Raw genomic sequence first — 22,746 nt, 5'->3', positions numbered from 1 at the left:
CAACATGCCGCGCGTCAAGGAGACATCGATGCACCGTTCCCCTTTGCGCCGGCTGGCGCTCGCCTGCGCATTGTTCGTTCCGCTCGCTGCCGCTGCCGACGGCGTGAGCATCCGCAACGACGCCGGCGACCCGGCCGCGACCATCTTCCCGAGCGACCGCTTCACGGTGCGCGACTGGTCAAACATCACCTTCCGCCGCGTGGCGCTGCCGCAGCCCGACTGCGCCGTGCGGCCGAGCGACTGCGCCGACATCGCCGTCATCAACACCCTCGACGGCTTCTCGACGCAACCGCGCATCACCGTTCCCTTCACGGGCGACATCGATCCCACCACGGTGAACAGCAGCACGGTGTACCTGCTCAACCTCGGCGACACGATGACGATGCGCGGCTTCGGCCACAAGGTCGGCATCAACCAGGTGCTGTGGGACCCGGCGACGAAGACGCTCGCCTTCGAATCCGACGAACTGCTGCAGGAACATTCCCGCTACGTGCTGATCGTCACTGACGGCGTGCGCGACAGCCGCGGCAAGCGCATCCAGGCGGCACGCGACGACGACGACGACGATCGCGGCGCGCGTGGCCGCGGGCACTCGGAGTACCGCCGCGACCTTCGCGATGCCATGCGCCATGGCCAGCGCGGCCGCGACAAGGTGGTGGCGGCAACGCTCTTCACCACGCAGAGCACCACCGCCGACCTGGCCAAGATCTCGCGGCAGATCAAGGCGTCCACGCCGGCGCCGGTGGACTTCATGGCCGGCAACGATGGCACGGGCGCGGTGCGCTCGGTGTTCCCCGCGGCGCAGGTGCTGGGCATCCAGTTCAATCGTCAGACCGGCGCCGCGCCAGCGTTCACGCCGGGCTTCCTGCCGACCCCCGCCCTCGGCGTGGTGCCGGGCGCCGTGGCGCAGATCGCCTACGGCAAGTTCCGCTCGCCCGACTACCAGACGGCGCAGAAACACATCCCTGCCACCGGAACGCTGAACGGGCAGCCGCAGCCGCAGGGCAGCAACGAGCTGACGCTGCAACTGTTCGTGCCTGCCGGCGCCAGGCCGGCCGGTGGCTGGCCGGTGGCGATCTTCGGCCACGGCTTCACCGACTCCATGTACGGCGCGCCGTGGACGGTGGCCTCGGTGCTGGCCTCGCGCGGCATCGCCACGCTGTCGATCAACGTCGTGGGCCACGGCGGCGGTGCGCTGGGCACGCTGAACGTGCTGCGCAACGGCGCCACGCCGGTGGTGGTGAACGCGGGCGGCCGCGGCTTCGACCAGGACGGCAACGGCACGATCGATTCCACCGAGGGTGTCAACGCCGCAGCGCCGCGCACCGTGATCGGCAGCCGCGACGGCCTGCGCCAGACGGTGGTCGACCTGATGCAACTGGTGCGCGAGGTGGAGGTGGGCATGGACGTCGACGGCGACGGCACGGCTGACCTGGATTCGCAGCGCATCTACTACGCCGGCCAGTCCTTCGGCGGCATCTACGGCACCATCTTCCTCGGCGTGGAGCCCGCGCTGAAGGCCGGCGTGCCCAACGTGCCGGGCGGCTCGATCACCGAGATCGCGCGGCTCGGCGCATTCCGCCCGCTGACCGGCATCGCGCTGATCTCGCGGCTGCCGTCGCTCATCAATGTGAGCCCCAACCCCACCGGCATCGAGTTCAACGAGAACATGCCGTTGCGCAACGAGCCGCCGCGCATCAACAACGTGGCCGGCGCGATGGCGATCCAGCAACTGCTCGACCGCAACGAATGGGTGCAGCAGTCGGGCAACCCGGTGTCGTATGCCGAGCGCATCCGCAAGAACCCGCTGCCGGGCCATGCGGCCAAGCCGGTGCTGATCCAGTTCGCCAAGGGCGACGTCACGGTGCCCAACCCGACCAGCACGGCGATCATCCGCGCCGGCGACCTGGCCGATCGCGCGGTGTATTTCCGCAACGACCTGGCCGTGGCGGCCGACCCGACGGTGCCGAAGAACCCGCACACCTTCCTGACCAACATCGGTGCGGCCGGCACGGCGCCTTATGCAGTGGCCGCACAGCAGCAGATCGCGGTCTTCTTCGCCACCCACGGCACGACCGTGATCGACCCCGATGGCGCCGGCCCGTTCTTCGAGGTGCCGATTTCGCTGCCGCTGCCCGAGGGCCTGAACTACCTGCCGTGAGCGTGCGTCCGGAATCGATCGGCCTTCGTATGCGTAGACGGCAGACCGGTCGATCCCGATCACCCCAGGAGACAAGCATGCACAGAATGACGAAGCACATGGCCGCGCTCGGCGCGGTGCTGGCCGCCGGTGGCGCGACATGGGCCGTGGCGCAGGCGCTGGTGCCGCCCGGGCCGAACCGGCTCAAGTTTCCCGAGGGCTGGGACAAGGGCGTGATGTACGCCACCGTCGACCGGCCCGATACCAAGCAGTACCGCGAGTTCTACACGAGCGCCGATGCGGTGAAGGCGGCGCGCGAGGGCCAGCCGATTCCCGACGGCACGGTGATCACGCTGGCGGCCTACGCGGCCAAGCTCGATGCCGACGGGAAGCCGGTGAAGGACGCGAACGGACGCTTCGTGAAAGACAAGCTGGTCGCCGTGAACTCGATGCAGAAGAAGCAGGGTTGGGGCGAGGACATCCCCGCGTCGATTCGCAATGGCGACTGGATCTACCAGTCGTTCACGCCCGACGGACAGCCCAACGAGAAGGCCAACCTCGGTGCGTGCTACCAGTGCCACCTGCCGTTCGCCAGGGACGACTACCTCACCAACCTGGCCAAGCTGGCCGGCAGGTTCCCCTCGCAGGCGGTGGCGGCCACGACCGGCGCGGCCACCGAAGTGGCAATCAGCGGCTTCTCGTTCGGCCCGGCCGCCTTGAAGGTCAGCGCAGGCCAGCGCGTCACCTGGGTCAACGGCGACGACACGCCGCACCAGATCAGCGTGGTCGGCGGCACGCAGCGAAGCGAGCTCATGCTCAAGGGCCAGAGCGCGGCACTGCAGTTCGATGCGGCCGGCAACATCGCCTACATCTGCGGCCTGCACCCCACGATGAAGGGCACCATCGAGGTGGCGGCCAAGCCCTGAAGTCGAAGCTGCGCTAACCTCGGGGCGTGTTCAGCGCCTTCGAAAAGTTCGTCCACCCGTACCCCGACGCCGAGCCGGTCACGCCGCCGAAGGGCCTGTTCGCCTTCGTCTGGCACTGCACGAAGGGCATGCGGCCCTACATCGCCGGCATGACGCTGGCCACGGCGGTGATCGGTGCCTTCGAGGCGCTGCTGTTCAGCTTCCTCGGCAAGGTGGTGGACTGGCTGGCGCTCGTTGCGCCCGCGCAGCTGTGGGCCGAGCATGGCCGCACGCTGCTGCTGCTGTGCGGCGTGCTCGCCGGCAGCATGCTGCTGGTGGCGCTGCAGTCACTGCTCAAGCAGCAGTCGCTCGCCGGCAACTTCCCGATGCGGCTGCGCTGGAACTTCCACCGCCTGATGCTCGCCCAGAGCATGGGCTTCTACCAGGACGAGTTCGCCGGCCGCATCGCCACCAAGGTGATGCAGACCGCGCTGGCGGTGCGCGACACGGTGATGGTCATCACCGACATCCTGGTCTTCGTGCTCATCTACTTCATCACCATGGTGGCCGTGGTGGGCGCCTTCGACGTCTGGATGCTCGCGCCCTTCGTCGGCTGGGTGGCGCTCTACGTGGTGGCGCTGGTCTACTTCGTGCCGCGCTTGGGCAAGGTGGCGCAGGCGCAGGCGGATGCGCGTTCGCTGATGACCGGGCGCATCACCGACGCCTACACCAACATCGCCACCGTCAAGCTGTTCTCGCACGCGCGCCGCGAGGCGGGTTTCGCGCGCTCGGCGATGCAGGAGTTCCTGGCCACCGTGTACGGCCAGATGCGGCTGGTCACGGGCTTCGAGGTGGTCAACCACATGCTGTCCATGCTGCTGGTGGCCAGCACCACCGGCATGGCGCTGTGGTTGTGGACGAAGGGCCAGGTGGGCATCGGCGCGATCGCCGCGGCCACCGCGATGTCGCTGCGCTTGAACGGCATCTCGCACTGGATCATGTGGGAGATGGCTTCGCTGTTCGAGCACATCGGCACCGTGCAGGACGGTATCAACACGCTGGCACGGCCGCATCTCGTGGTGGACCGTCCCGACGCGAAGCCGCTCGTCGTGCCGCGCGGCGAGATCCGCTTCGAGGCGGTGGACTTTGCCTATGGCCGCAGTGCCGGCAGCGCGCCGCGGGTGATCGAGAAGCTGTCGCTGCACATCCGCCCGGGCGAGAAGATCGGCCTGGTCGGCCGCTCGGGCGCCGGCAAGTCGACCATCGTCAACCTTCTGCTGCGCTTCTACGACCTCGAATCCGGACGCATCCTCATCGACGGGCAGGACATCGCACTCGTCACGCAGGACTCGCTGCGCGCGCAGGTCGGCATGGTGACGCAGGACACCTCGCTTTTGCACCGCTCGGTGCGCGACAACATCCTCTACGGCCGCCCCGACGCCGGCGACGCGCAGATGATCGCCGCCGCGCAGCGCGCCGAGGCGCACGAGTTCGTGCAGGGTCTGACCGACCCGAAGGGCCGCATCGGCTACGACGCGCATGTGGGCGAGCGCGGCGTGAAGCTCTCCGGCGGCCAGCGCCAGCGCATCGCCATCGCCCGCGTGATGCTCAAGGACGCGCCCATCCTGCTGCTCGACGAGGCCACCAGCGCGCTCGACAGCGAGGTCGAGGCGGCCATCCAGGCCAGCCTGTACCGGCTCATGGAAGGCAAGACGGTGGTGGCGATCGCACACCGTTTGTCCACCATCGCGGCGATGGACCGCCTCATCGTGCTCGACAAGGGCCGTGTCGTCGAGGAAGGTGACCACCGCAGCCTGCTCGCGCGCGGCGGCATCTACGCCCGGCTGTGGGCGCACCAGAGCGGCGGCTTTCTCGGCGAGGATGCCGACGACGAGGGCGTCGCGCAGGCGGATCTGGCCACACCGGCCTGAGCTGCACGGCGTTGAGGTAGGGATTCGCCGCCGGCCACACGGCGGTCACAGTGGCGCTCCCCTTGCGCTACGAGTCCGTCCGATGGCGACCATGTCCTACCGCTTCACGCCGCCGCAGGCACCGGCCGTGGACGCACGGGCGCGCATCGCCGTGTTCGGCGCGGCCGGGGCCACCGGCCAGCATGCGGTGCGGCATGCGCTGGCGGCCGGCCACCGGGTCAGTGCCTTCCTGGCCGACCCGACGCACCTGCCCTTGTCGCACGAGGGCCTGAGACTCGTGCATGCCGACCCGCTGGTACCGCAGAGCCTGCAGGGCGTGCTCGAGGGCCACGACGCCGTTCTGTGCCTGGTCGGCCACAAGCCCGAGACGCTGCAGCAACCGGATGCCGCGGCATCGCGCCAGCCGCCGCTGGCGGCCCTGGCCACGCGGCACCTGGTGGCGGCGATGTCCGAGGCCGGGGTGGACCGCATGGTGCTGCTGGGCGCGGCCGGTGTCGGCAATTCGGTGGTCGCCGGCCCGCTGGGCCTCGGCCGCTGGCTGCAGCGCCTGATGCCCGAGGTGATGGCCGACAAGGAGCGCCAGGAGGCGCTGGTGCGCGGCAGTTCGCTGCGCTGGACGGTACTGCGCCCTGCGCGCTTCAGCCACGCCCCGGCCGGCGGGCCGCTGCACGTGGGCGAGAACCTGCGCTGGGGGTGGCGCGGCATCTCGCGCGAAGACGTGGCCGCGCTGATGGTGCGGCTGATCGACGACACCTCCGCCATCGGCAAGGTGCTCACGGTGGCGTGACACTCGAAAGTAGGGGGATCTCCCTCCCGTGTCGGCGGGAGGCGCTGTCAGCGCGTTTCCTACACGATGCAGCGATGCAGGCGTACAGCGCTTCGCGGTGCTCGTCCATGGCGAGGCCCGCACCCACTGTCTACGCTTGCATCGAGTGAACCGAAGCCGTTGCAGGAGACCGCAACATGAACACTGCCCCGATGCCCCTGGCCAGACACCTCGCGTTCGAACTGCGGTTCCAGTCGCTGTTCAACGAAGGCCGTGCGCTGACCTTTCCCTGCGATGCGCAGGGCCATGTCGACATGGATGCTCTGAGCACCCGTGCACGCGACAACTACCTCTACGCACGCACGGTGGTGGGCCGCGAGTTCGCGACACCGGCCGTGCAGCCCTGCCGGCTGCAGTAGTTCAGCGCGACAGCCGCTCCTCGAGCTGCCCGAGCAGCTCGAGGATCTGCGGCCCGAGCGCGGCCTGCCCGGCGGCGATGCGGCCCCGGATGCGCGCCAACGAGGCACGGGCTTCACCCCGCTGCGCTGGCGTCCACGCCGACAGCTCGCTCTCCACCAGGAAAGTCAGCACGTTCACCCGGCCTTCCTTCGACAGGCGCTGGAACGACGCCTCCGACAGCTGATCCACCGCCAGCTCCACCGCCAGCGCCGACCGGCGATGCTCGGCGAGCATCTTTGCGGTGGCCGACTTGCGCGGTGCCATGTCGTTGTCGTTCATCTGCGCGACGAGGGCGGCGATGCGCGCGCGATCGACCGGTGGCGGCGGCAGCGTCGGATCCGGGCGCGTGAAGTACCAGCCGGCGGCGGCGACGACGGGAAGCAGGGCGGCGAGCAGCACCCACAGCTTCCACCGCGGGGAAGAATGCACAGGCTCCTGCGGTCGCGTCGATGCCGAACCGGGGGCCTGCTGCCGTGGCGGCGCCGCCTCGGCCCCGCCCATGTGAACCGCCAGCGCCTGAGCCAGAACCTGCACGTCCGACGGCCAGCGAGCGTGGCTGAGCTCCACCGCATTGCGCCAGGCCAGATCGGCGACGTCGGCGGGCAACTGGGCCGCCGCGGGCATCTTCGCGCCCTGCACGAGCACGGGCACGACAGGCACGTCTCGCTTCAGCGCCGAAGCGATCTCCAGCCGCACGAAGTCGCCCGCATCGTCGATGCGCCGCGCGCCGGCGCTGGCATCGAGCCAGCGCGGGCCGATCATGGCCAGCAGCACGCTGCAGCGCGCCACGTTGGCGTCGATGGCCTTGCGGAAGTCCTGCCCGGGCTCGATCGCGCTGACGTCGAAGAACACCGCCTGCCGGCCGAAGCGCTCGACCAGGTCTTCATAGAGCCGGCCGGCATGGCCCTCGGTGTCATCGCGGCGGTAGCTGATGAAGATGGCGCCCATGGGCTGCAGCGTGCTGGTGCGGGCGCTCAGGCCGGCTTGCGCAGCTCGGCCAGCAGCTGCGCGGTGGCGCGGCTCAGCCGGCTGTCCATCTTCTCGGCCACGAAGTGCTTGTGCAGCAACTCCAGTTCGCCGCGTGCGGCGTCGCGCTGGCCGACGCGAGAGCGCAGCAGGGCCAGCGTGAAGCGGTGCAGCGGCTGGCGGTCGGCCACCGTCTGCGCGGCCGGGTACAGCCATTCGAAGGTGGCCAGCGCACTCTCGGGCGGCAGGCGGTTCAGCACGTCGTCGCGCTCCTGGGGCTGGGTCAGCGGCCCGTCGATCAGGTAGCGCCACAGGCGGTCGCGCTGCGTGGCGTCAGGTGTCTCGCCGGCCACGCGCATCTGGTCGGCCACGACCAGCGCGTAGCCATAGTGCGCGCCGCGGTTGTAGGCCACCGAGAACTGCATGTTGCGCAGCCACGGTCGGTCGCGCGTGCTCTTCGCGGCCACGGCGAAATGCTCGAGCACCGGCTCGTTCAGCTCGCGGGTGGTCCAGGACAGGTTGTGCGCCCACATCGCGTGGGCGTAGACGTTGCCGGGGTCGTCGGCGAGGGCCGCCTTGAACATCGGCACCGGGCTCGGCGCGGCCACGCCGTCGCGGCTGCGCAGGAAGTCGGCCCAGCCCAGGTGGGCCGCCAGGTCGCCGCGATGCTCGCCGCGCGACAGCCCCAGCCCTTGCGCGAGCACCGGTTGCACCTGCTCGACCTGTTCGGAGAAGGTCTGCTTGTCGCCGACCACGCGCATCTCGCGCAGCCAGCGCATGCCGCACTCCTCGCGGGCCAGGCGCACCGTCTCGTCGCCGGGGCGCGAGGCGGCCACGGCGGTGAACTGCTTCCAGGCCACCGCGTGGCTGCCGGCATCGCACAGTTGTACTGCTGCCGCCAGCTCGGCCGCCTGCAACTCGAGCCGCGCCTTTTCTCGGGCGCGCTGCTCCTGCAGGTGCTGGTAGCCATACAGGCCGGCACCGATGGCCAGCAGCACGATGCCGGCCGCGCCGATCAGGGCGCGCAGCGGCATGCCGCGCCGCATTCGCGCCACCGCGGCCACGGTCTCGGCGACGGTGTCGCCCTTGGGCTGCAGCAGCGTCACCGAGCGCAGGTAAGGCGGGATCGTGTCGATCGGCGTGGGCGCCACCACCACCGGCAGCACGCGGCCGCCCGGCGCCCGCCAGCGCCGCTGCGCGGTGTCGAGCTCGGTGAGGGCGTAGCTGCCTGGAGACACCGACCGCGGCGTGATGAAGAAGACCATCGCGTCGGCATCCTCGATGGCCTCGCGCAGCGCCTCGTGGTAGGGCTCGCCTTCCTTCAGCTCGGAGCGGTCGGTGAACACCCCGTGGCCCTCGGCCTCGAGGGCCAGGCGCAGGCGCTCGGCCAGGTCCTTCTGGTCGGAGGGGTAGGAGATGAACAGCTTCAAGCGGCAGGCTCCGTGCGGCGAGCGATTGTTGTGCCGATCCACCGGCGGTGCAATGCGGTGCGGCTACGATGCGCGCTGCCGCCGACGGCGCCCATCCCTATCACCCGCGTTGCACACCACATGGCCAGCAGCCTTCTTGCATTGCTCGACGACATCGCCACCGTCCTGGACGACGTGGCCATCCTGTCCAAGGTGGCGGCCAAGAAGACGGCCGGCGTGCTCGGCGACGACCTGGCGCTGAACGCCCAGCAGGTGGCCGGCGTCAGTGCGGACCGCGAACTGCCGGTGGTGTGGGCGGTGGCCAAGGGATCGTTCATCAACAAGGCGATTCTGGTGCCGGCGGCGCTGGCCATCAGTGCTTTCGCGCCGATGCTGGTGACGCCGCTGCTGATGATCGGCGGTGCCTTCCTGTGCTTCGAGGGCGTCGAGAAGCTGGCCCACAAGTTCATGCACGACGCCGCGGAGGATGCCGCGCACCGCGAGGAGCTGGCCCGTGCCCTGGCCGACCCAGCGATCGACCTGGTCGCCATCGAGAAGGACAAGATCAAGGGGGCCGTGCGCACCGACTTCATCCTGTCGGCCGAGATCATCGCGATCACGCTGGGCACGGTGGCCAACCAGCCGTTCACCACGCAGGCGATCGTGCTGGCCGGCATGGCGGTGGTGATGACGGTGGGCGTCTACGGCGTGGTGGCCGGCATCGTCAAGCTCGACGATGCGGGCCTGTGGCTGAGCCGGCGCGATGGCAGCTTCGCGCAGGCCGTGGGCCGCGGAATCCTGCGCGCCGCCCCGTGGCTCATGAAGGGGCTGTCGATTGCCGGCACGGCGGCGATGTTCCTGGTTGGCGGCGGCATCCTCGTGCATGGCATTGCGCCGCTGCACCATGCGATCCAGGCCTGGGCCGAGAGCCTGGGCTCGCTCGCCGCAGCCACCCTGCCGACGCTGGCCGACGCGCTGCTGGGCATCGTCGCCGGCGCCATCGTGCTGGCTGGAGTGACGCTGTTCCAGCGATTGCGCGGCCAGCCGGCGTGAACTGCGACACGCCCGCGGCCGGCGCCGCGGGCGCGCTCGGGGCGCGGCGGAATAATGGGCCCATCGACAACCGTCGCACAGAACGACACCGGAGGAGAACCCATGAAGCGCAGCCCCGTCACGCCGTCTTCTCGCCTGGCCGCCACCGTGCTCGCCCTCGGCCTGGCCGCGGGGGCCGCGCTGGCCGCGCCCACCTCGACCAAGTTCGATCCGGCAATGGACGTGCAGGGCACCAAGCTGCAGCTCAACGGCACCGGCACGCGCTACCGAGCGATCTTCAAGGTGTACGACATGGGCCTGTACACCACCAAGAAGGTGTCCACCGCGGCGGACGTCATCGCGCTGCCTGGCCCGAAGCGGCTGCAGTTCACCGCCTTGCGCGAGCTGCCGGGCACCGACCTGGGCCGCCTGTTCCTGAAGGGCATGGGCGACAACTCCACCAAGGAGCAGGTGCAGCGCCATGCGCTGTCGAGCGCGCGGCTGATCGAGGTGTTCTCCGGCCGCTCGAAGATGCTGCCAGGCGAATCTTTCGCGATGGAGTTCGTTCCGGGCAAGGGCACGATCTTCTACATCCTCGGCAAGCCGCAGGGCAACCCGGTGGGCGACGACGAGTTCTTTGCCATGGTGCTGAAGATCTGGTTCGGTGAATCGCCGGCTGACATGCAATTGCGCGACGCGCTTCTCGGCCTGGAATAGGCGCATACAGATCGGGGGCTCAAGTTCCGGCGTTCGCGGCCGAAAACAGGGTCGGAGGACCACCATGAGCCCGATCTCGTCGACCGCCCTGTCGGGGCTGAACGCCGCTTCGCTGCAGTTGCAGAGTTCGGCGCACAACATCGCCAACACGCAGACGCCGGGCTTTCGCCGCCAGCAGGTGGTTCAGAGCGCCGAGCCGGCCGGTGGCGTGCGCGCCGAATTGACCCAGGCCGCCGCGCCGGGCGAGGCGCTGGCCGAAGACATCGTCAACCAGATGCAGGCCAGCACCCTCTACCGCGCCAACCTGCAGACGCTGCGCGTGGAGCGCGACATGCTGGGCAGCCTGCTCGACGTGCAGGCCTGATCGAGTCGCGCGGTCGGTTCAGCGCGCCGGCGCGCTGTACAGCCACAGCAGCAGCGCAAGCCAGTGGGCCGCCACCGTGCCCCAGTAGACCTGGCGGAACGCCTGCTTCGACGACTTGTGGCGCAGCAGCCGTTGCGCGAACCAGGCGCCCGGCCAGCCGCCGACCAGGCTGGCCACGTGCAGCACGTTCTCGGGGGTGCGCCAGGCGCCGCGCTGCGCCGCGAACTTGTCGCGCCAGTAGAGGTAGAAGGTCAGCACGCTGAGCAGCGGCGCGGCCAGCACCACCGGCACCGGCACGCGCTGCGACCAGGCCGACCAGACCAGCAGCGCCAGATAAGCCGGCACCAGCATCAGCATGGCGCGCATCTCGGCCACCACGTGCGGCGGCGGCGGGCCGCGACGACGGCCTGCGGACCGGCCGGGCGCCTCCACGGGGGGCGGTTCGGGCCGACGCGGATCGACGTAGTCCAGCGGCATCACCGCCATCGCACGCGGCCCCTTGCCGCCCACGTGGATCTCCTCGAATCGCACCGGCAGCCCCTCGGCTGGCGAGGTGCTGCCGCCGCGGTAGTCGCGGATGTGGAAGAAGACATCGGTGTCGGTGGCGGGGCTGCGCACGAAGCCGAAGCCGCGATCGGCATCCCAGCGAACGATGGTGCCTTGCTTGTTCATGGGCGAACGGGCCGGACTCAGCGGCCGCCGATGTCGAGCAGTTCGACCTCGAAGAACAAGGTGGCGTTGGGCGGGATCAGGCCGTTGCCGGCACCGCGCTCGCCGTAGGCGATCGTGCTGGGGCAGGTGAGCTTGGCCTTGCCGCCCACCTTCATGCGCTGCACGCCTTCGGTCCAGCACTTGATGACGCGGTCCAGTGGGAAGCTTGCCGGCTGTCCGCGCTTGTACGAGCTGTCGAACTCGCGCCCGTCGGGCAGCGTGCCGCGGTAATGCACCTTGACGACGTCGGTGGCCGCCGGGCTGCCGCCCGTGCCGTCCTGCAGGGACCGGTAGACCAGCCCGCTGGGCGTGACCACGGCACCGGGCTCCTTGGCCGAAGCGGCTGCCGCATCGCCTTGCGCATACGCGCCGGGCAGGGCGGCCAGGGTCAGGAGCAGGGCACAGATCGACGGCTTCGGCACAGTCTTCCTCTCGGCGTTGGTTGGAGCGCCGATCCTAACGAGCTCGCCTCGAGCCGGCTGTACCCGGTTGTTGCTCGCGCGGCCCGGTGCAGCCGGTTCAGCGGCGAGCCGAAGGGTGCGGAGCCAGCGCGTCGAGGTCGTCGAAGTAATCCGACGATACCGGCTCGAGCTGCGGGCCGAGGGCCAGTTCGGGCGCATCGGCGGGCACCTCCACCGCCTCGGGCACCGGCAGCAGCCGCTTGCCGGCCGGGCCGAGGATCTCTTCCTCCAGCTCGACAGCCTGCTCCTTGAAGAGAGCGCGCACTTCGGCCACGCTGGGCAGCGTGTCGGCATTCCAGTGGATCACGCGCACGCCCGCGGCCTCTAGCACCTGTGACATGCGTTCGTGGCGGCGCTGGCTGCGCTCGGATTGGGCGGCGGTGCGCACGTCGACGACGGCGATCACGCGCGAGCTCTTGTCGCAGACCAGCAGGTCGACGCTGAGGCGGCCCACGCGGGTCAGCCAGTCGCTGTAGGAATGGCGCGTCGGCACGCTGATGAAGCGCGCCAGCGGCACCTGGGCGAGCACCAGCTTGCTCGGCAGCGCCTTGCGCATCAGGTCGTAGGCCTTGCGCTCGGGCAAGGTGAGCACCCGCACGGCCTGGGGCTTCCACGACTGCACCGTGTCGAGGTGCTCCTCGGCCGGCTTCCGCAGGGCACCGCCACGGCGGCGCGCCCACAGCCAGGTGAGCAGGAGCGCCGAGATCATCAGGGCGGCTAGGGAAGTGAGTTCGAACTGTTCCAAGGCGGCCTCGGCGGATGGGCAATGTTCACAGGCTAGCGCCGGGAACGGCCTCGCGGTCGCTGGAACAGCGGCAGGATTTCACGCCAGCCGCCCGCAACACGCGATCAACGCGGTGCGGGGGCCGTGCTTGCAAATCGTTGCGCAAACCAATGATCGAGCAGCCGCTTTTCATGACGAAGCGGATCACCTCCACTGCTGTCGGCGCCCTGCGACAAGCCCGGACTGCCGGCATCGAACAGGGTCTCGTGGCCGGTCGAGATCACCCGGGATGCGTCGCTGAGCGTGTAGCGCAACTCGATTCGCGGCCCGTCGGCACCGCCGCGCAGCACGCGGACTTCGGTGCCCGCCGGGTGCTGCGCCAGCCGCAACGTGCCGGCGAGGTCGAGGTCGATCAGCTCGATGCGGAGCGAGCGATCGTCGCTGAGCCCGCGCTGGCCCAGCGCCTTGAGGTGTTCGGCCAGAGCCGCCAGCCGCTGCTCGCGCTCTCGCGGGGTGCTGCCGGCATCGGTGAAGCTCGACTGCGCATCGAAGCTCACCTCGACACCGCCGGCCTGCGCGGCCGAGGCGGCAAGGGCAAGAAGCAGCGCGGCAGCGAAGGGGCGGATCGGATGCGGCATGGCAATTCCCGCGAGGGTGTTGGGGCCTTGGTTCGACTCACGCACGCCGCGCCGGGTTCCGCTCGGTGCAACAGCGCCACAAAGCGGGACTATTTCGTGGAAGCGCATCCGGCCAGGCGTGGAATCGGCCCGCGGCGTGGCAGTCTCGCAGCTCGGAACATCCGCCCCCGCCATGCCTTCGCTCAAGCCCCCATCTGCCTCGACTGTTCGATCCTCCCGCGCCGCCAAGAAGTCGGGCGGCCCGGTGACCTGGGTGCGCGACCTGCTCAAGCGTCCGCTGAAGGTGGAGCGCCGCGGTGCACAGTTGCATCTGGTGCTGGGCGAGAAGCCGCCGGAGCCCGAGGCGCCGACCGTGGCGCCGACGTCGGGTGAAGCGTTGCGGCGCAGCCACGAGGAACTGCGCGCGCTGCTGCGCCGCCATCCGGAAACGCGCCACCTGATGCGCCATCTGGGGTTCATCGAACAGCATCTCGGCCGTTCGGGCTCGCGGGCCATCAAGCGCGACATCCCGGTGCCGGTGCTGCGCAAGGGCCTGGAGCAGCTCGACCTGCTCATGCGCGGCGACACGTCCGAGCCGCTGGCGGAGCTGCGCGCCCGCATCGATGCCGCGGTGCGCTCACGCGGCGCCGCTGCCGAAGCACGGCACGATGAGGTGCAGGTCTCCGAAGCCTCCCACTCGCTGTTCGACGAGATGGAGCGCAGCTGGACTGGCCAGATGCCCTTGTCGGTGACGAAGACCGACGACAGCCGCTGACTGGAGTAAGGTAGGCAGGCGTCGCGCCGACCGCGCGAGGGAGACCGCCATGAAACGCTGCCTGGCCCTGCTGACCGCGCTGCTGCTGTCGGCCTGTTCGACCGCGCCGCTCGTGCCCACCGGCACGGTGTTCGACGACAGCCTGTTTTCCGCACCCTCGCAGCCCGTCGATCGTTCGCAGGTGTTCGCGCTGTCCGACGCGATGAAGCGCTACCTCGAGGTCGATCTCTCCGCCGAGGTGCGCAACAAGGGCGAGCGTGCCGCGCTGGCCGAAGCGCTCTCCCGCCGCGAACGCCTTCGCCTGGAGTACGACACCGCGACCACGCGCACCGCGTCGCAGGCCTTCGACGCGCGTGCCGGCAACTGCCTGTCGCTGGTCATCATGACATCGGCGCTGGCCCGCCACCTGGGCATGCCGGTGCAGTACCACAGCGTGTTCGTCGACGAGACGTGGGGCCGCGCCGGCAACCTGCTGGTCTCCAGCGGCCACGTCAATCTGACATTGAACAACCGCCTGGGCGGCGGCAGCAATGTGCGCTTCGACGCGGTGGCGGCGGTGACCATCGACTTCGACCCGCCGCTGCCCGGCCAGCGCCAGCACTCGCGGGTGATCGGCGAGAGCACCGTGATGGCGATGTTCATGAACAACCGCTCTGCGGAGAGCCTGGCGGCGGGCCAGGTCGACGACGCCTACTGGTGGTCGCGCGCTGCGATCGAGGCCGAGCCGACCTTCCTGACCGCCTACAACACGTTGGCGGTGGTCTACCTGCGGCGCGGCGGGCTGATGCAGGCCGAGCGCGTGCTGACGCAACTGCTCGCGCTCGAGCCGGCCAACGCGGCGGCGCTGTCCAACCTGGCGAGCGTGTACAGCCGTCAGGGCCGCCTCGCCGAGGCGCAGGCGGCGCAGCAACGGCTGGCCAGCATCGAGCCGGCGCCGCCCTTCCACTACTTCCACCGCGGTCTCGAGGCGCTCAGGCAACGCGACTATGCCCAGGCGAAGACGCTGTTCCAGAAGGAAGTGTCGCGCTCGGCCTACTATCACGAGTTCCACTTCGGGCTGGCGATGGCGCTGCTCGGCCTGGGCGAATTCGACGAGGCGCGGCACCAGCTGGCGCTGGCCAAGGCCTCGAGCACCCGGGCGGCGGACCGCGAGCTCTACGCCGGCAAGCTCGAGCGCATGAAGGAACTGCGCGTGCAGTGAGGGGTGGCCTGGCTCACGCCAATCCCCACTGCCAGAGCATGAAGGCGAGCACTTCGGCACGTTCCTTCAGCGCGTCGTAGCGGCCCGAGGCGCCGCCGTGGCCAGCGTCCATGTTGATGGACAGCAGCACCGGGTGATCGTCGGTCTTCAGCGTGCGCAGCCGCGCCGCGTACTTGGCCGCCTCCCAGTACGGCACCTGGCTGTCGTTCAGGCTGGTGCGCAGGTACATCGCCGGGTAGGCCGCGCGCCGCAGGTTGTCGTAGGGCGAGTAGCGGCGCATCGTCTCGTAGTCGCCGCGCTCCTTCGGATTGCCCCATTCGAGGAACTCGCCCACGGTCAGCGGCAGTGTCTCGTCGAGCATGGTGTTGATCACGTCGACGAAGGGCACCTCGGCCACCACCGCGCGGAACAGATCCGGCCTCAGGTTGGCCGCTGCTGCCACCAGCAGCCCGCCGGCGCTGCCGCCCTCGATGATCAGCTTGTCCGGCGCCGTCCAGCCGAGGTCGACCAGTGCCTGCGCGCAGGCCACGAAGTCGCTGAAGCTGTTGGCCTTCTTCGCCAGCTTGCCCTCGTCGTACCAGAGCCGGCCGCGGTCGCCGCCGCCGCGCACATGGGCGACGGCGAACACCACGCCGCGGTCGAGCAGGGACAGGCGCGATGACGAGAAGTAGACGTCGCTGGCGAAGCCGTAGGCGCCGTAGCCGTACATCAGCAGCGGCTGCGGCGCGCCTTGCCGTCGATCGCGCCGGTAGACCAGCGAGACCGGCACCTCGGTGCCGTCGTCGGCGCGCGCCATGAACTGCTCGCTCGCGTACAGCGCCGGGTCGTAGCCGCCGAGCACCGGCTGGCGCTTGCGCAGCGTGCGCTCGCCGCTGGCCATGTCGAGGTCGAACACCGAGTGCGGCGTGACCAGCGAGGTGTACTCGAAACGGAAGACGTCGGTGTCGAACTCCTCGTTGACGTCGCCCTCGGCGGTGTACACGCTCTCGTCGAAGGGCACGTCCCACGCGCGGCCGCTGGCCAGCTCCCACACGCGCAGCTTGAGCACGCCGCGGTCGCGCTCCTGCACCACCATGTGGCGGTCGAACAGGTCCACGGATTCCAGCATCACGTCGTCGCGGTGCGCGATCAACTCGGTGGCGTCGTTCAGCGACGGCGATTCGGCCGAGGTCTCGACGAGCCGGAAATTGCGCCCGCGGTCGTTGACCAGCAGGTAGAAGCGGCCCGCGCGGTGGTCGAGCGAGAGCTCGATGCCGCTGCGCCGCGGCAGCACGGCGCGCGGGGCGGCCTGCGCGTCGCTGGCGTCGATCACCCACAGCCCGGTGGTGTCCTTGCTCGCCGAGGACAGCACCAGCCAGCAATCGTCGCGCGTCTTGCCCAGGTCCAGCCAGAACAGCTCGTCGGTCTCCTCGAACACCAGCTCGTCGGCGCCGTCCTGGCCGAGCCGGTGACGCCACAGGCGGTGCGTGCGGCGGGCTTCGTCCTTGCTCAGGTAGTAGAGGGTGCGGCTGTCGTTGGCCCACACGGCACCTTCGGTCTTCTCGATGGCCAGCGGCAGGTCGGTGCCCGTGGCCAGGTCGCGAACGCGCAGCGTGTAGTCCAGCGCGCCGGTCTCGTCGAGCGAATAGGCCAGCAAAGCGGCATCGGGGCTGACTTCCAGCGCTCCGAGCTGCAGGAAGGGCTTGCCTTCGGCGAGCCGGTTCATGTCGAGCAGCAGCTCTTCGCGAGCCTCGGGCGTGTCGCGGCGGCGCAGGTAGATCGGGTACTGGCGGCCCGTCTCGGTGCGGCTCCACTGCCACCAGCCGTGCTTGCGCCACGGCACCTCGTCGTCGTCTTCCTGGATGCGCGCGAGCATCTCGGCGTAGAGCGTGTCGCGCAGCCCGTCGAGCGGGGCCAGCCAGGCGCGCGCGTGGGCGTTCTCGGCGTGCAGGTGGGCCAGCACCTCGGGGTCGTCGACCTGGCGCAGCCAGTGCCAGTCGTCGATGCGCGTTTCGCCGTGCAAGGAGACGTCGTGTGGGCGGCGCGAGGCGATGGGGGGCGAACGGCTCATGCACCCGAGCATACGGCGGCACGGACGTGGCATGCTCGCGGCCCATGTCCGACCCCCGCACCGGCCCGCAACGCATCGTCTGCCTGACCGAGGAGACCACCGAGTGGCTCTACCTGCTCGGCCAGGAGGGGCGCATCGTCGGCATCTCCGGGTACACCGTGCGGCCACGCCGCGCGCGCCATGAGAAGCCGCGCGTCTCGGCCTTCCTCGACGGCAGGATCGACCGCATCGTCGCACTCGAGCCCGACCTGGTGATCGGCTTTTCCGACATGCAGGCGGCGCTGGCCGACAAGCTGATCCGCGCCGGACTGAACGTGCTCGTCACCAACCAGCGCAGCGTGGCGCAGATCTTCGGCACGCTGCGGCTGGTGGCCGGCCTGGTGGGTTGCCACACCGAAGCCGAGTCGTGGATCGCCGCCTGCCAGCAGCGCCACCGCGACATCGCCGCCGAGGCCGCGCGCTGGCCGCGCCGCCCGCGGATCTACTTCGAGGAATGGGACGAGCCCATGATCAGCGCCATCCAGTGGGTGAGCGAACTGATCGGCATCGCTGGCGGCGCCGACGTGTTCCCGGAGCTGGCGAGCCAATCGATGGGCCGCGACCGCGTCATCGCCGACGCGCTCGAGCCGGCCAGGCGTGCGCCCGACCTGATCGTCGGCAGCTGGTGCGGCAAGAAGTTCCGCCCCGAGCGCGTCGCCGCGCGTGCGGCCTGGCAAGACGTGCCGGCAGTGCGTGACGGCGAGCTCCACGAGATCAAGAGCTGCGACATCCTGCAGCCCGGCCCGGCGGCGCTCACGGACGGTCTGGAGCAACTGCACCGGCTCTGCGCCGCCTGGGCGGCGCGGCAGTCCTGATCGAGGCAAGGATCAGGCCTTGCGCCCGGCCTTGAGCATCTCCGCCGCCATGAAGGCCAGCTCCAGGCTCTGCGAGCCGTTCAGCCGCGGGTCGCAGGCGCTGCGATAGCGTTCTTCCAGGCTCGCATCGGTCAGGCCCTGAGCGCCTCCGCGGCATTCGGTGACGTCCTGGCCGGTCATCTCGAAATGCAGGCCGCCGGCGTGGCTGCCCTCGGCGGCGTGCACGGCGAAGAAGTCGCGCACCTCGGTGACGATGGCCGCGAAGTCGCGCGTCTTGTAGCCATTGGCGCTGCTCACGGTGTTGCCGTGCATCGGGTCGCAGCACCACACCACGTCGCGCTGCGCCTCGCGCAGTGAGCGCACCAGCGCCGGCAGGCGATTCGGCAGCTTGCCCGCACCCATGCGGCTGATCAGCACCACGCGGCCGGGCACACGATCCGGGTCGACGCGGTCGAGCAGGCGCTGCAGGTCGCTGGGCGTGGCCGTGGGGCCGACCTTGATGCCGATCGGGTTGTGCAGCCCGCGCAGGAACTCGACATGCGCGCCTTCGACCTCGCGCGTGCGCTCGCCCAGCCACAGCAGGTGCGCCGAGCCGCCGTACCAGCGGCCGCTGGCCTCGTCGCGGCGCACCAGCGCCTGCTCGTAGTGCAGGTGCAGCGCCTCGTGCGAGGTGTAGAACTCCACCGCGTGCAGTTGCGGCGTTCGCGCGGCGTCGAAGCCGCAGGCCTCCATGAAGGCCAGGCAATCGGCGATGCGCCCGGCCAGCGCCTCGAAGCGCTCGCCCTGCGGGCTGTCGCGCACGAAGTCGGCCGTCCAGCGGTGCACCTGGTGCAGGTCGGCGAAACCGCCTTGGGCCAGCGCACGCAGCAGGTTCAGTACCGAGGCCGAATGCGAATAGGCGCGGATCAGCCGCTGCGGGTCGGGCGTGCGCGCGGCGGCCGTGAACTCGGCGCCGTTGACGATGTCACCTCGGTACGAGGGCAGGGCGGTGCCGTCCACCGTCTCCACGTCTGACGAACGCGGCTTGGCGAACTGCCCGGCGATGCGCCCGAGTTTCACCACCGGGCAGGCGGCGCCATAGGTCAGCACCACGGCCATCTGCAGGATGACGCGGAAGGTGTCGCGCACCGTGTCGGCGCCGAGGTCTTCGAAGCTCTCGGCGCAGTCGCCGCCCTGCAGCAGGAAGGCCTCGCCGCGCGCCACCGCGGCCAGGCGGGTGCGCAGCGCATCGGCCTCGCCGGCGAAGATCAGCGCCGGCCAGCCCGCGAGTTGGCGCTCGGCCTGCGCCAGCGCGGCGGCATCGGGGTAGGTCGGCAATTGCCGGGCAGTGCGCTGGCGCCAGCTGTCGGGCGTCCACATTTCGTTCATGCGATGTAACTCGGCGGGGCCCAAGGCCCGGTGCGGCACTGTAGCCTCTCGCCTTGCGCGCAGCGGAGAATGCCGCGCCAGGAGACCGCATGAACATCACCCGCATTCCGACCGCCCCGATCGCCGGCATGAAACCCGGCACCAGCGGCCTGCGCAAGAAGGTCACCGAGTTCGCACAGGGCCACTACCTGGCCAACTTCGTGCAATCGGTGTTCGACGCGGTGCAGCCGCCCACCGGTTTCGGCGGGCTGACGCTGGTCGTCGGCGGTGACGGCCGCTACTGGAACCTCGAGGCCATCCAGCGGGTGATCCGCATCGCCGCGGCCAACGGCTTCGCGCGCGTGCTGGTCGGGCAGGGCGGCATCCTGTCGACGCCGGCGGCCTCGTGCGTGATCCGCCAGCACGGCGCCTTCGGCGGGTTGATTCTGTCGGCCAGCCACAACCCCGGCGGGCCCGACGGCGACTTCGGCATCAAGTTCAACGCCGCCAACGGCGGGCCGGCGCCGGAGAAGGTCACCGACGCGATCTACGCGAAGACGCTGGCGATCGGCGAGATCCTGACGGTCGAGTCGGCCGATGTCGACCTCGGCCGCATCGGCACGCAGGCGGTCGGCACGATGAAGCTCGAGGTCATCGACGCGGTGGCCGATTACGTCGAGCTGATGCGCAAGCTGTTCGACTTCGCCGCGCTGCGTGCGCTGTTCGCCGGCGGCTTCCGGCTCTCGTTCGACGCCATGCACGCCGTCACCGGGCCGTACGCGAAGGCCATCTTCGAGCGCGAGCTCGGTGCACCGTCGGGCACGGTCGTCAACGGCACGCCGCTGCCCGACTTCGGTGGCGGCCACCCCGACCCGAACCTCGTTCACGCGAAGGAACTGCTCGACCGCATGATGGCCGCCGACGCGCCCGAGCTCGGCGCGGCGTCGGACGGCGACGGCGACCGCAACCTGATCATCGGCCGCGGCATCTTCATCCCGCCCTCGGATTCGCTGGCCATGCTCGCCGCAAACGCGCACCACGCGCCGGCCTATGCGAAGGGCATCGCCGGCGTGGCCCGCTCCATGCCCACCAGCGGCGCGGTCGACCGGGTCGCGGCGAAGCGCGGCGTGCCCTGCTTCGAGACGCCAACCGGCTGGAAATTCTTCGGCAACCTGCTCGACGCCGGACGCATCACGCTGTGCGGCGAAGAGAGCGCCGGCACCGGCAGCAACCACGTTCGCGAGAAGGACGGCGTCTGGGCCGTGCTGCTCTGGCTGTCGATCCTGGCTGCGCGCCAGCAAAGCGTGCAGCAGATCGCCCGCGAGCACTGGGCCACCTACGGGCGCAACTACTACACGCGCCACGACTACGAAGACCTGGACACGCCCATCGCGAAGGCATTGACCCAGGCCGTGGCCGACCGATTGCCCACGCTCGCCGGGCAGACGCTGGCCGGCCGCCGCGTCGCGCTGGCCGACGACTTCAGCTACACCGACCCGGTGGACGGCAGCGTGTCGAAGAACCAGGGCTTGCGCATCGTCTTCGACGACGGCTCGCGCATCGTCTACCGCCTGTCGGGCACGGGCACGACAGGCTCGACGCTGCGCGTCTACATCGAGCGCTACGAGGGTGAGCCATCCCGCCATGCGCAGGACACGCAGGACGCGCTGGCCGACCTGATCGCGCTGGCCGACGAGCTGGCGCAGATCCGCGCGCGCACCGGCCGGCAGCAGCCGGACGTGGTGACCTGAAGGGGCGCGGCCGATGCGCTTCCCGCGCCGCAGCGGCATCCTGCTGCACCCCACCTCGCTGCCCGGCCCGCACGGCAGCGGCGACCTCGGGCCCGAGGCCTACCGCTTCGTCGACTGGCTCGCCGAAGCCGGGCAGACGCTGTGGCAGGTGCTCCCGCTGGGCGGCATCGGCCCGGGCAACTCACCGTACATGAGCAGCTCGGCCTTCGCCGGCAACGTGCTGCTGATCGACCTGGGTGAACTGCAGCAGCGCGGCTGGCTGAGCGCGGAGGACGTCGCACCCGTGCCCGGCCTGGATGCGCAGCGCATCGACTTCGGCGCGATGGTGTCGTTCCGCATGGAGCGCCTGGCGCGTGCCGCAGCGCGTTTCGCCACGCAGGCCGGCGCCGAAGAACGCGCCGACCTCGCCGCCTTCGTGCAGCGCTACGCCGACTGGCTGCCGGACTACGCCCTGTTCATGGCCCTGGCCGAACACCACGGCTGGCGCGACTGGTGCGAGTGGCCTGACGGCCAGGCCGCGCGCACGCCGCTCGCCCTCGCCGCGGCCCGCGAAGCACACGGCGCGCGCATCGCCTTCTGGACCTTCTGCCAGTGGTGCTTCTTCCGCCAGTGGCAGGCACTGCGATCGCACGCGCATGCGCGCGGCGTGCAGATCGTCGGCGACATGCCGATCTTCCTGGCCTACCAGAGCGCCGACGTGTGGGCGCAGCCCGATCTGTTCGAGCTCGATGCGCAAGGCCGCCCGACGGTGATCGCCGGCGTGCCGCCCGATGGCTTCAGCGCCACCGGGCAGCGCTGGGGCAATCCGCTGTACCGCTGGCGCGTGCACGCGCAACAGGGCTTTGCGTGGTGGATCGAGCGTGTGCGGCGCAGCGTCGAGCAACTCGACATCGTGCGCATCGACCACTTCCGCGGATTCGCCGGCTACTGGGAGATCCCGGCCAGCGAGCCCACGGCGGAGAAGGGCCGCTGGGTGCCGGCGCCGGGCCAGGCACTGTTCCGCGCCATCGCCGAAGCGCTCGGGCCGCTTCCCATCATCGCCGAGGACCTGGGCGTGATCACGCCCGACGTCGATGCGCTGCGCCGCGAGTTCGCCTTTCCCGGCATGCGCATCCTGCAGTTCGCCTGGGGCGAGGACGACACCGCCGAACGCCGCTTCCTGCCGCACCGCTATGAGCCCGGCACCGTGGTCTACACCGGCAGCCACGACAACGACACCACGCTGGGCTGGTGGGCCAGCGCCGCGGAATCGACGCGCCACCACCTGCGCGAATACCTCGCGACCGATGGCCGCGCGGTTCACTGGGACCTGATCCGCGCCGCCTGCGCCAGCGTGGCCGACAGCGCCGTCTACCCGATGCAGGACGTGATGGGCCTGGACGGCGCGCACCGCATGAACTTCCCCGGCCAGCCGTCCGGCTGGTGGGTGTGGCGCTTCGGCTGGGCGCAGGTGCCGGCCGACGCCGCCGCGCGGCTGCGCCGCCTGTGCCAGCTGTACGACCGGCTCTGAAGTGCGCCCGGCGCCGGCGCGTCGACAAGAAACGTTACGTAGCGATACCGCGCCGA

At 70.2% G+C, this 22,746-nt stretch carries 21 protein-coding genes; 13 read left to right on the top strand and 8 right to left on the bottom strand.

The window, feature by feature from the left end; genetic code table 11:
* Nucleotides 1-28: 28 nt before the first annotated feature.
* The 5 genes from HZ992_RS16995 to HZ992_RS16975 all read left to right on the top strand — a co-directional run bounded on the left by HZ992_RS16995 (nucleotide 29) and on the right by HZ992_RS16975 (nucleotide 6,161).
* On the top strand, nucleotides 29-2,161 hold the full coding sequence (locus HZ992_RS16995; protein WP_209383012.1) for an Ig-like domain-containing protein: 2,133 nt from the start codon (nucleotides 29-31) through the stop codon (nucleotides 2,159-2,161).
* Nucleotides 2,162-2,238: 77 nt separating this feature from the next.
* The gene (locus HZ992_RS16990) at nucleotides 2,239-3,066 is read left to right on the top strand and encodes a cytochrome P460 family protein (protein WP_209383011.1); all 828 of its coding nucleotides are present in this window, start codon (nucleotides 2,239-2,241) and stop codon (nucleotides 3,064-3,066) included.
* Between the two features lie 26 nt (nucleotides 3,067-3,092).
* Complete coding sequence (locus tag HZ992_RS16985) at nucleotides 3,093-4,976, top strand: ABC transporter ATP-binding protein (protein ID WP_209383010.1); 1,884 nt, start codon at nucleotides 3,093-3,095, stop codon at nucleotides 4,974-4,976.
* Nucleotides 4,977-5,058: 82 nt separating this feature from the next.
* Nucleotides 5,059-5,763, top strand: a complete 705-nt coding sequence (locus HZ992_RS16980; RefSeq protein WP_209383009.1) for an NAD(P)-dependent oxidoreductase — start codon at nucleotides 5,059-5,061, stop codon at nucleotides 5,761-5,763.
* 176 nt (nucleotides 5,764-5,939) lie between these two features.
* Nucleotides 5,940-6,161: a hypothetical protein gene (locus tag HZ992_RS16975; protein WP_209383008.1), complete on the top strand. Its 222-nt coding sequence runs from the start codon at nucleotides 5,940-5,942 to the stop codon at nucleotides 6,159-6,161.
* Nucleotide 6,162: 1 nt separating this feature from the next.
* Here HZ992_RS16975 and HZ992_RS16970 read toward each other — a convergent pair whose 3' ends face one another.
* Both HZ992_RS16970 and HZ992_RS16965 read right to left on the bottom strand, forming a co-directional pair.
* The gene (locus HZ992_RS16970; protein ID WP_209383007.1) at nucleotides 6,163-7,149 is read right to left on the bottom strand and encodes a toll/interleukin-1 receptor domain-containing protein; all 987 of its coding nucleotides are present in this window, start codon (nucleotides 7,147-7,149) and stop codon (nucleotides 6,163-6,165) included.
* A gap of 26 nt (nucleotides 7,150-7,175) precedes the next feature.
* Entirely contained in the window at nucleotides 7,176-8,597 is a 1,422-nt protein-coding gene (locus HZ992_RS16965; protein ID WP_209383006.1) for a toll/interleukin-1 receptor domain-containing protein, read from the bottom strand.
* 120 nt (nucleotides 8,598-8,717) lie between these two features.
* On the opposite strand from HZ992_RS16965, the gene HZ992_RS16960 reads away from it, so the two are divergent.
* From HZ992_RS16960 to HZ992_RS16950, 3 genes are all read left to right on the top strand, one after another.
* A complete protein-coding gene (locus HZ992_RS16960) occupies nucleotides 8,718-9,629 on the top strand; it encodes a DUF808 domain-containing protein (RefSeq protein ID WP_209383005.1) in 912 nt (303 codons plus the stop codon).
* Between the two features lie 102 nt (nucleotides 9,630-9,731).
* Nucleotides 9,732-10,325: a chalcone isomerase family protein gene (locus HZ992_RS16955; protein WP_209383004.1), complete on the top strand. Its 594-nt coding sequence runs from the start codon at nucleotides 9,732-9,734 to the stop codon at nucleotides 10,323-10,325.
* A gap of 64 nt (nucleotides 10,326-10,389) precedes the next feature.
* Nucleotides 10,390-10,689 (top strand): flagellar basal body rod protein FlgC, encoded by a 300-nt coding sequence (locus tag HZ992_RS16950; RefSeq protein WP_209383003.1) that lies wholly within the window; start codon nucleotides 10,390-10,392, stop codon nucleotides 10,687-10,689.
* An 18-nt stretch (nucleotides 10,690-10,707) separates the two neighbouring features.
* Here the strand turns inward: HZ992_RS16950 and HZ992_RS16945 are convergent, their stop codons facing one another.
* The 4 genes from HZ992_RS16945 to HZ992_RS16930 all read right to left on the bottom strand — a co-directional run bounded on the left by HZ992_RS16945 (nucleotide 10,708) and on the right by HZ992_RS16930 (nucleotide 13,331).
* A complete protein-coding gene (locus HZ992_RS16945; RefSeq protein WP_209383002.1) occupies nucleotides 10,708-11,361 on the bottom strand; it encodes a DUF1294 domain-containing protein in 654 nt (217 codons plus the stop codon).
* A 17-nt stretch (nucleotides 11,362-11,378) separates the two neighbouring features.
* Nucleotides 11,379-11,798: an FKBP-type peptidyl-prolyl cis-trans isomerase gene (locus HZ992_RS16940; RefSeq protein WP_209387209.1), complete on the bottom strand. Its 420-nt coding sequence runs from the start codon at nucleotides 11,796-11,798 to the stop codon at nucleotides 11,379-11,381.
* Between the two features lie 121 nt (nucleotides 11,799-11,919).
* A complete protein-coding gene (locus HZ992_RS16935) occupies nucleotides 11,920-12,570 on the bottom strand; it encodes a DUF2726 domain-containing protein (RefSeq protein ID WP_209383001.1) in 651 nt (216 codons plus the stop codon).
* A 140-nt stretch (nucleotides 12,571-12,710) separates the two neighbouring features.
* On the bottom strand, nucleotides 12,711-13,331 hold the full coding sequence (locus HZ992_RS16930) for a DUF3016 domain-containing protein (RefSeq protein ID WP_209383000.1): 621 nt from the start codon (nucleotides 13,329-13,331) through the stop codon (nucleotides 12,711-12,713).
* Between the two features lie 64 nt (nucleotides 13,332-13,395).
* Here HZ992_RS16930 and HZ992_RS16925 point away from each other — a divergent pair, with 64 nt between their 5' ends.
* Entirely contained in the window at nucleotides 13,396-13,977 is a 582-nt protein-coding gene (locus HZ992_RS16925) for a hypothetical protein (RefSeq protein ID WP_209382999.1), read from the top strand.
* 49 nt (nucleotides 13,978-14,026) lie between these two features.
* Complete coding sequence (locus HZ992_RS16920) at nucleotides 14,027-15,178, top strand: tetratricopeptide repeat protein (RefSeq protein ID WP_209382998.1); 1,152 nt, start codon at nucleotides 14,027-14,029, stop codon at nucleotides 15,176-15,178.
* Between the two features lie 13 nt (nucleotides 15,179-15,191).
* Here HZ992_RS16920 and HZ992_RS16915 read toward each other — a convergent pair whose 3' ends face one another.
* A complete protein-coding gene (locus HZ992_RS16915) occupies nucleotides 15,192-17,228 on the bottom strand; it encodes a S9 family peptidase (protein ID WP_209382997.1) in 2,037 nt (678 codons plus the stop codon).
* Between the two features lie 44 nt (nucleotides 17,229-17,272).
* Here HZ992_RS16915 and HZ992_RS16910 point away from each other — a divergent pair, with 44 nt between their 5' ends.
* Nucleotides 17,273-18,082: a cobalamin-binding protein gene (locus HZ992_RS16910; RefSeq protein ID WP_209382996.1), complete on the top strand. Its 810-nt coding sequence runs from the start codon at nucleotides 17,273-17,275 to the stop codon at nucleotides 18,080-18,082.
* Between the two features lie 12 nt (nucleotides 18,083-18,094).
* Here the strand turns inward: HZ992_RS16910 and HZ992_RS16905 are convergent, their stop codons facing one another.
* Entirely contained in the window at nucleotides 18,095-19,450 is a 1,356-nt protein-coding gene (locus tag HZ992_RS16905; RefSeq protein ID WP_209382995.1) for a class II 3-deoxy-7-phosphoheptulonate synthase, read from the bottom strand.
* A gap of 89 nt (nucleotides 19,451-19,539) precedes the next feature.
* Here HZ992_RS16905 and HZ992_RS16900 point away from each other — a divergent pair, with 89 nt between their 5' ends.
* Both HZ992_RS16900 and malQ read left to right on the top strand, forming a co-directional pair.
* Nucleotides 19,540-21,180, top strand: coding sequence for an alpha-D-glucose phosphate-specific phosphoglucomutase (locus HZ992_RS16900; protein WP_209382994.1), 1,641 nt, complete (start codon nucleotides 19,540-19,542; stop codon nucleotides 21,178-21,180).
* A 13-nt stretch (nucleotides 21,181-21,193) separates the two neighbouring features.
* Nucleotides 21,194-22,690 carry a 4-alpha-glucanotransferase gene (gene malQ / locus HZ992_RS16895; RefSeq protein ID WP_209382993.1) on the top strand — a complete coding sequence of 499 codons (1,497 nt, stop codon included), beginning with the start codon at nucleotides 21,194-21,196 and terminating at the stop codon, nucleotides 22,688-22,690.
* The last annotated feature ends 56 nt before the right edge of the window (nucleotides 22,691-22,746 follow it).

The sequence above is a fragment of the Rhizobacter sp. AJA081-3 genome (assembly GCF_017795745.1).
Classification (GTDB): Bacteria; Pseudomonadota; Gammaproteobacteria; order Burkholderiales; family Burkholderiaceae_C; genus Piscinibacter.
This window is presented reverse-complemented; position numbering and strand designations above follow the sequence as displayed.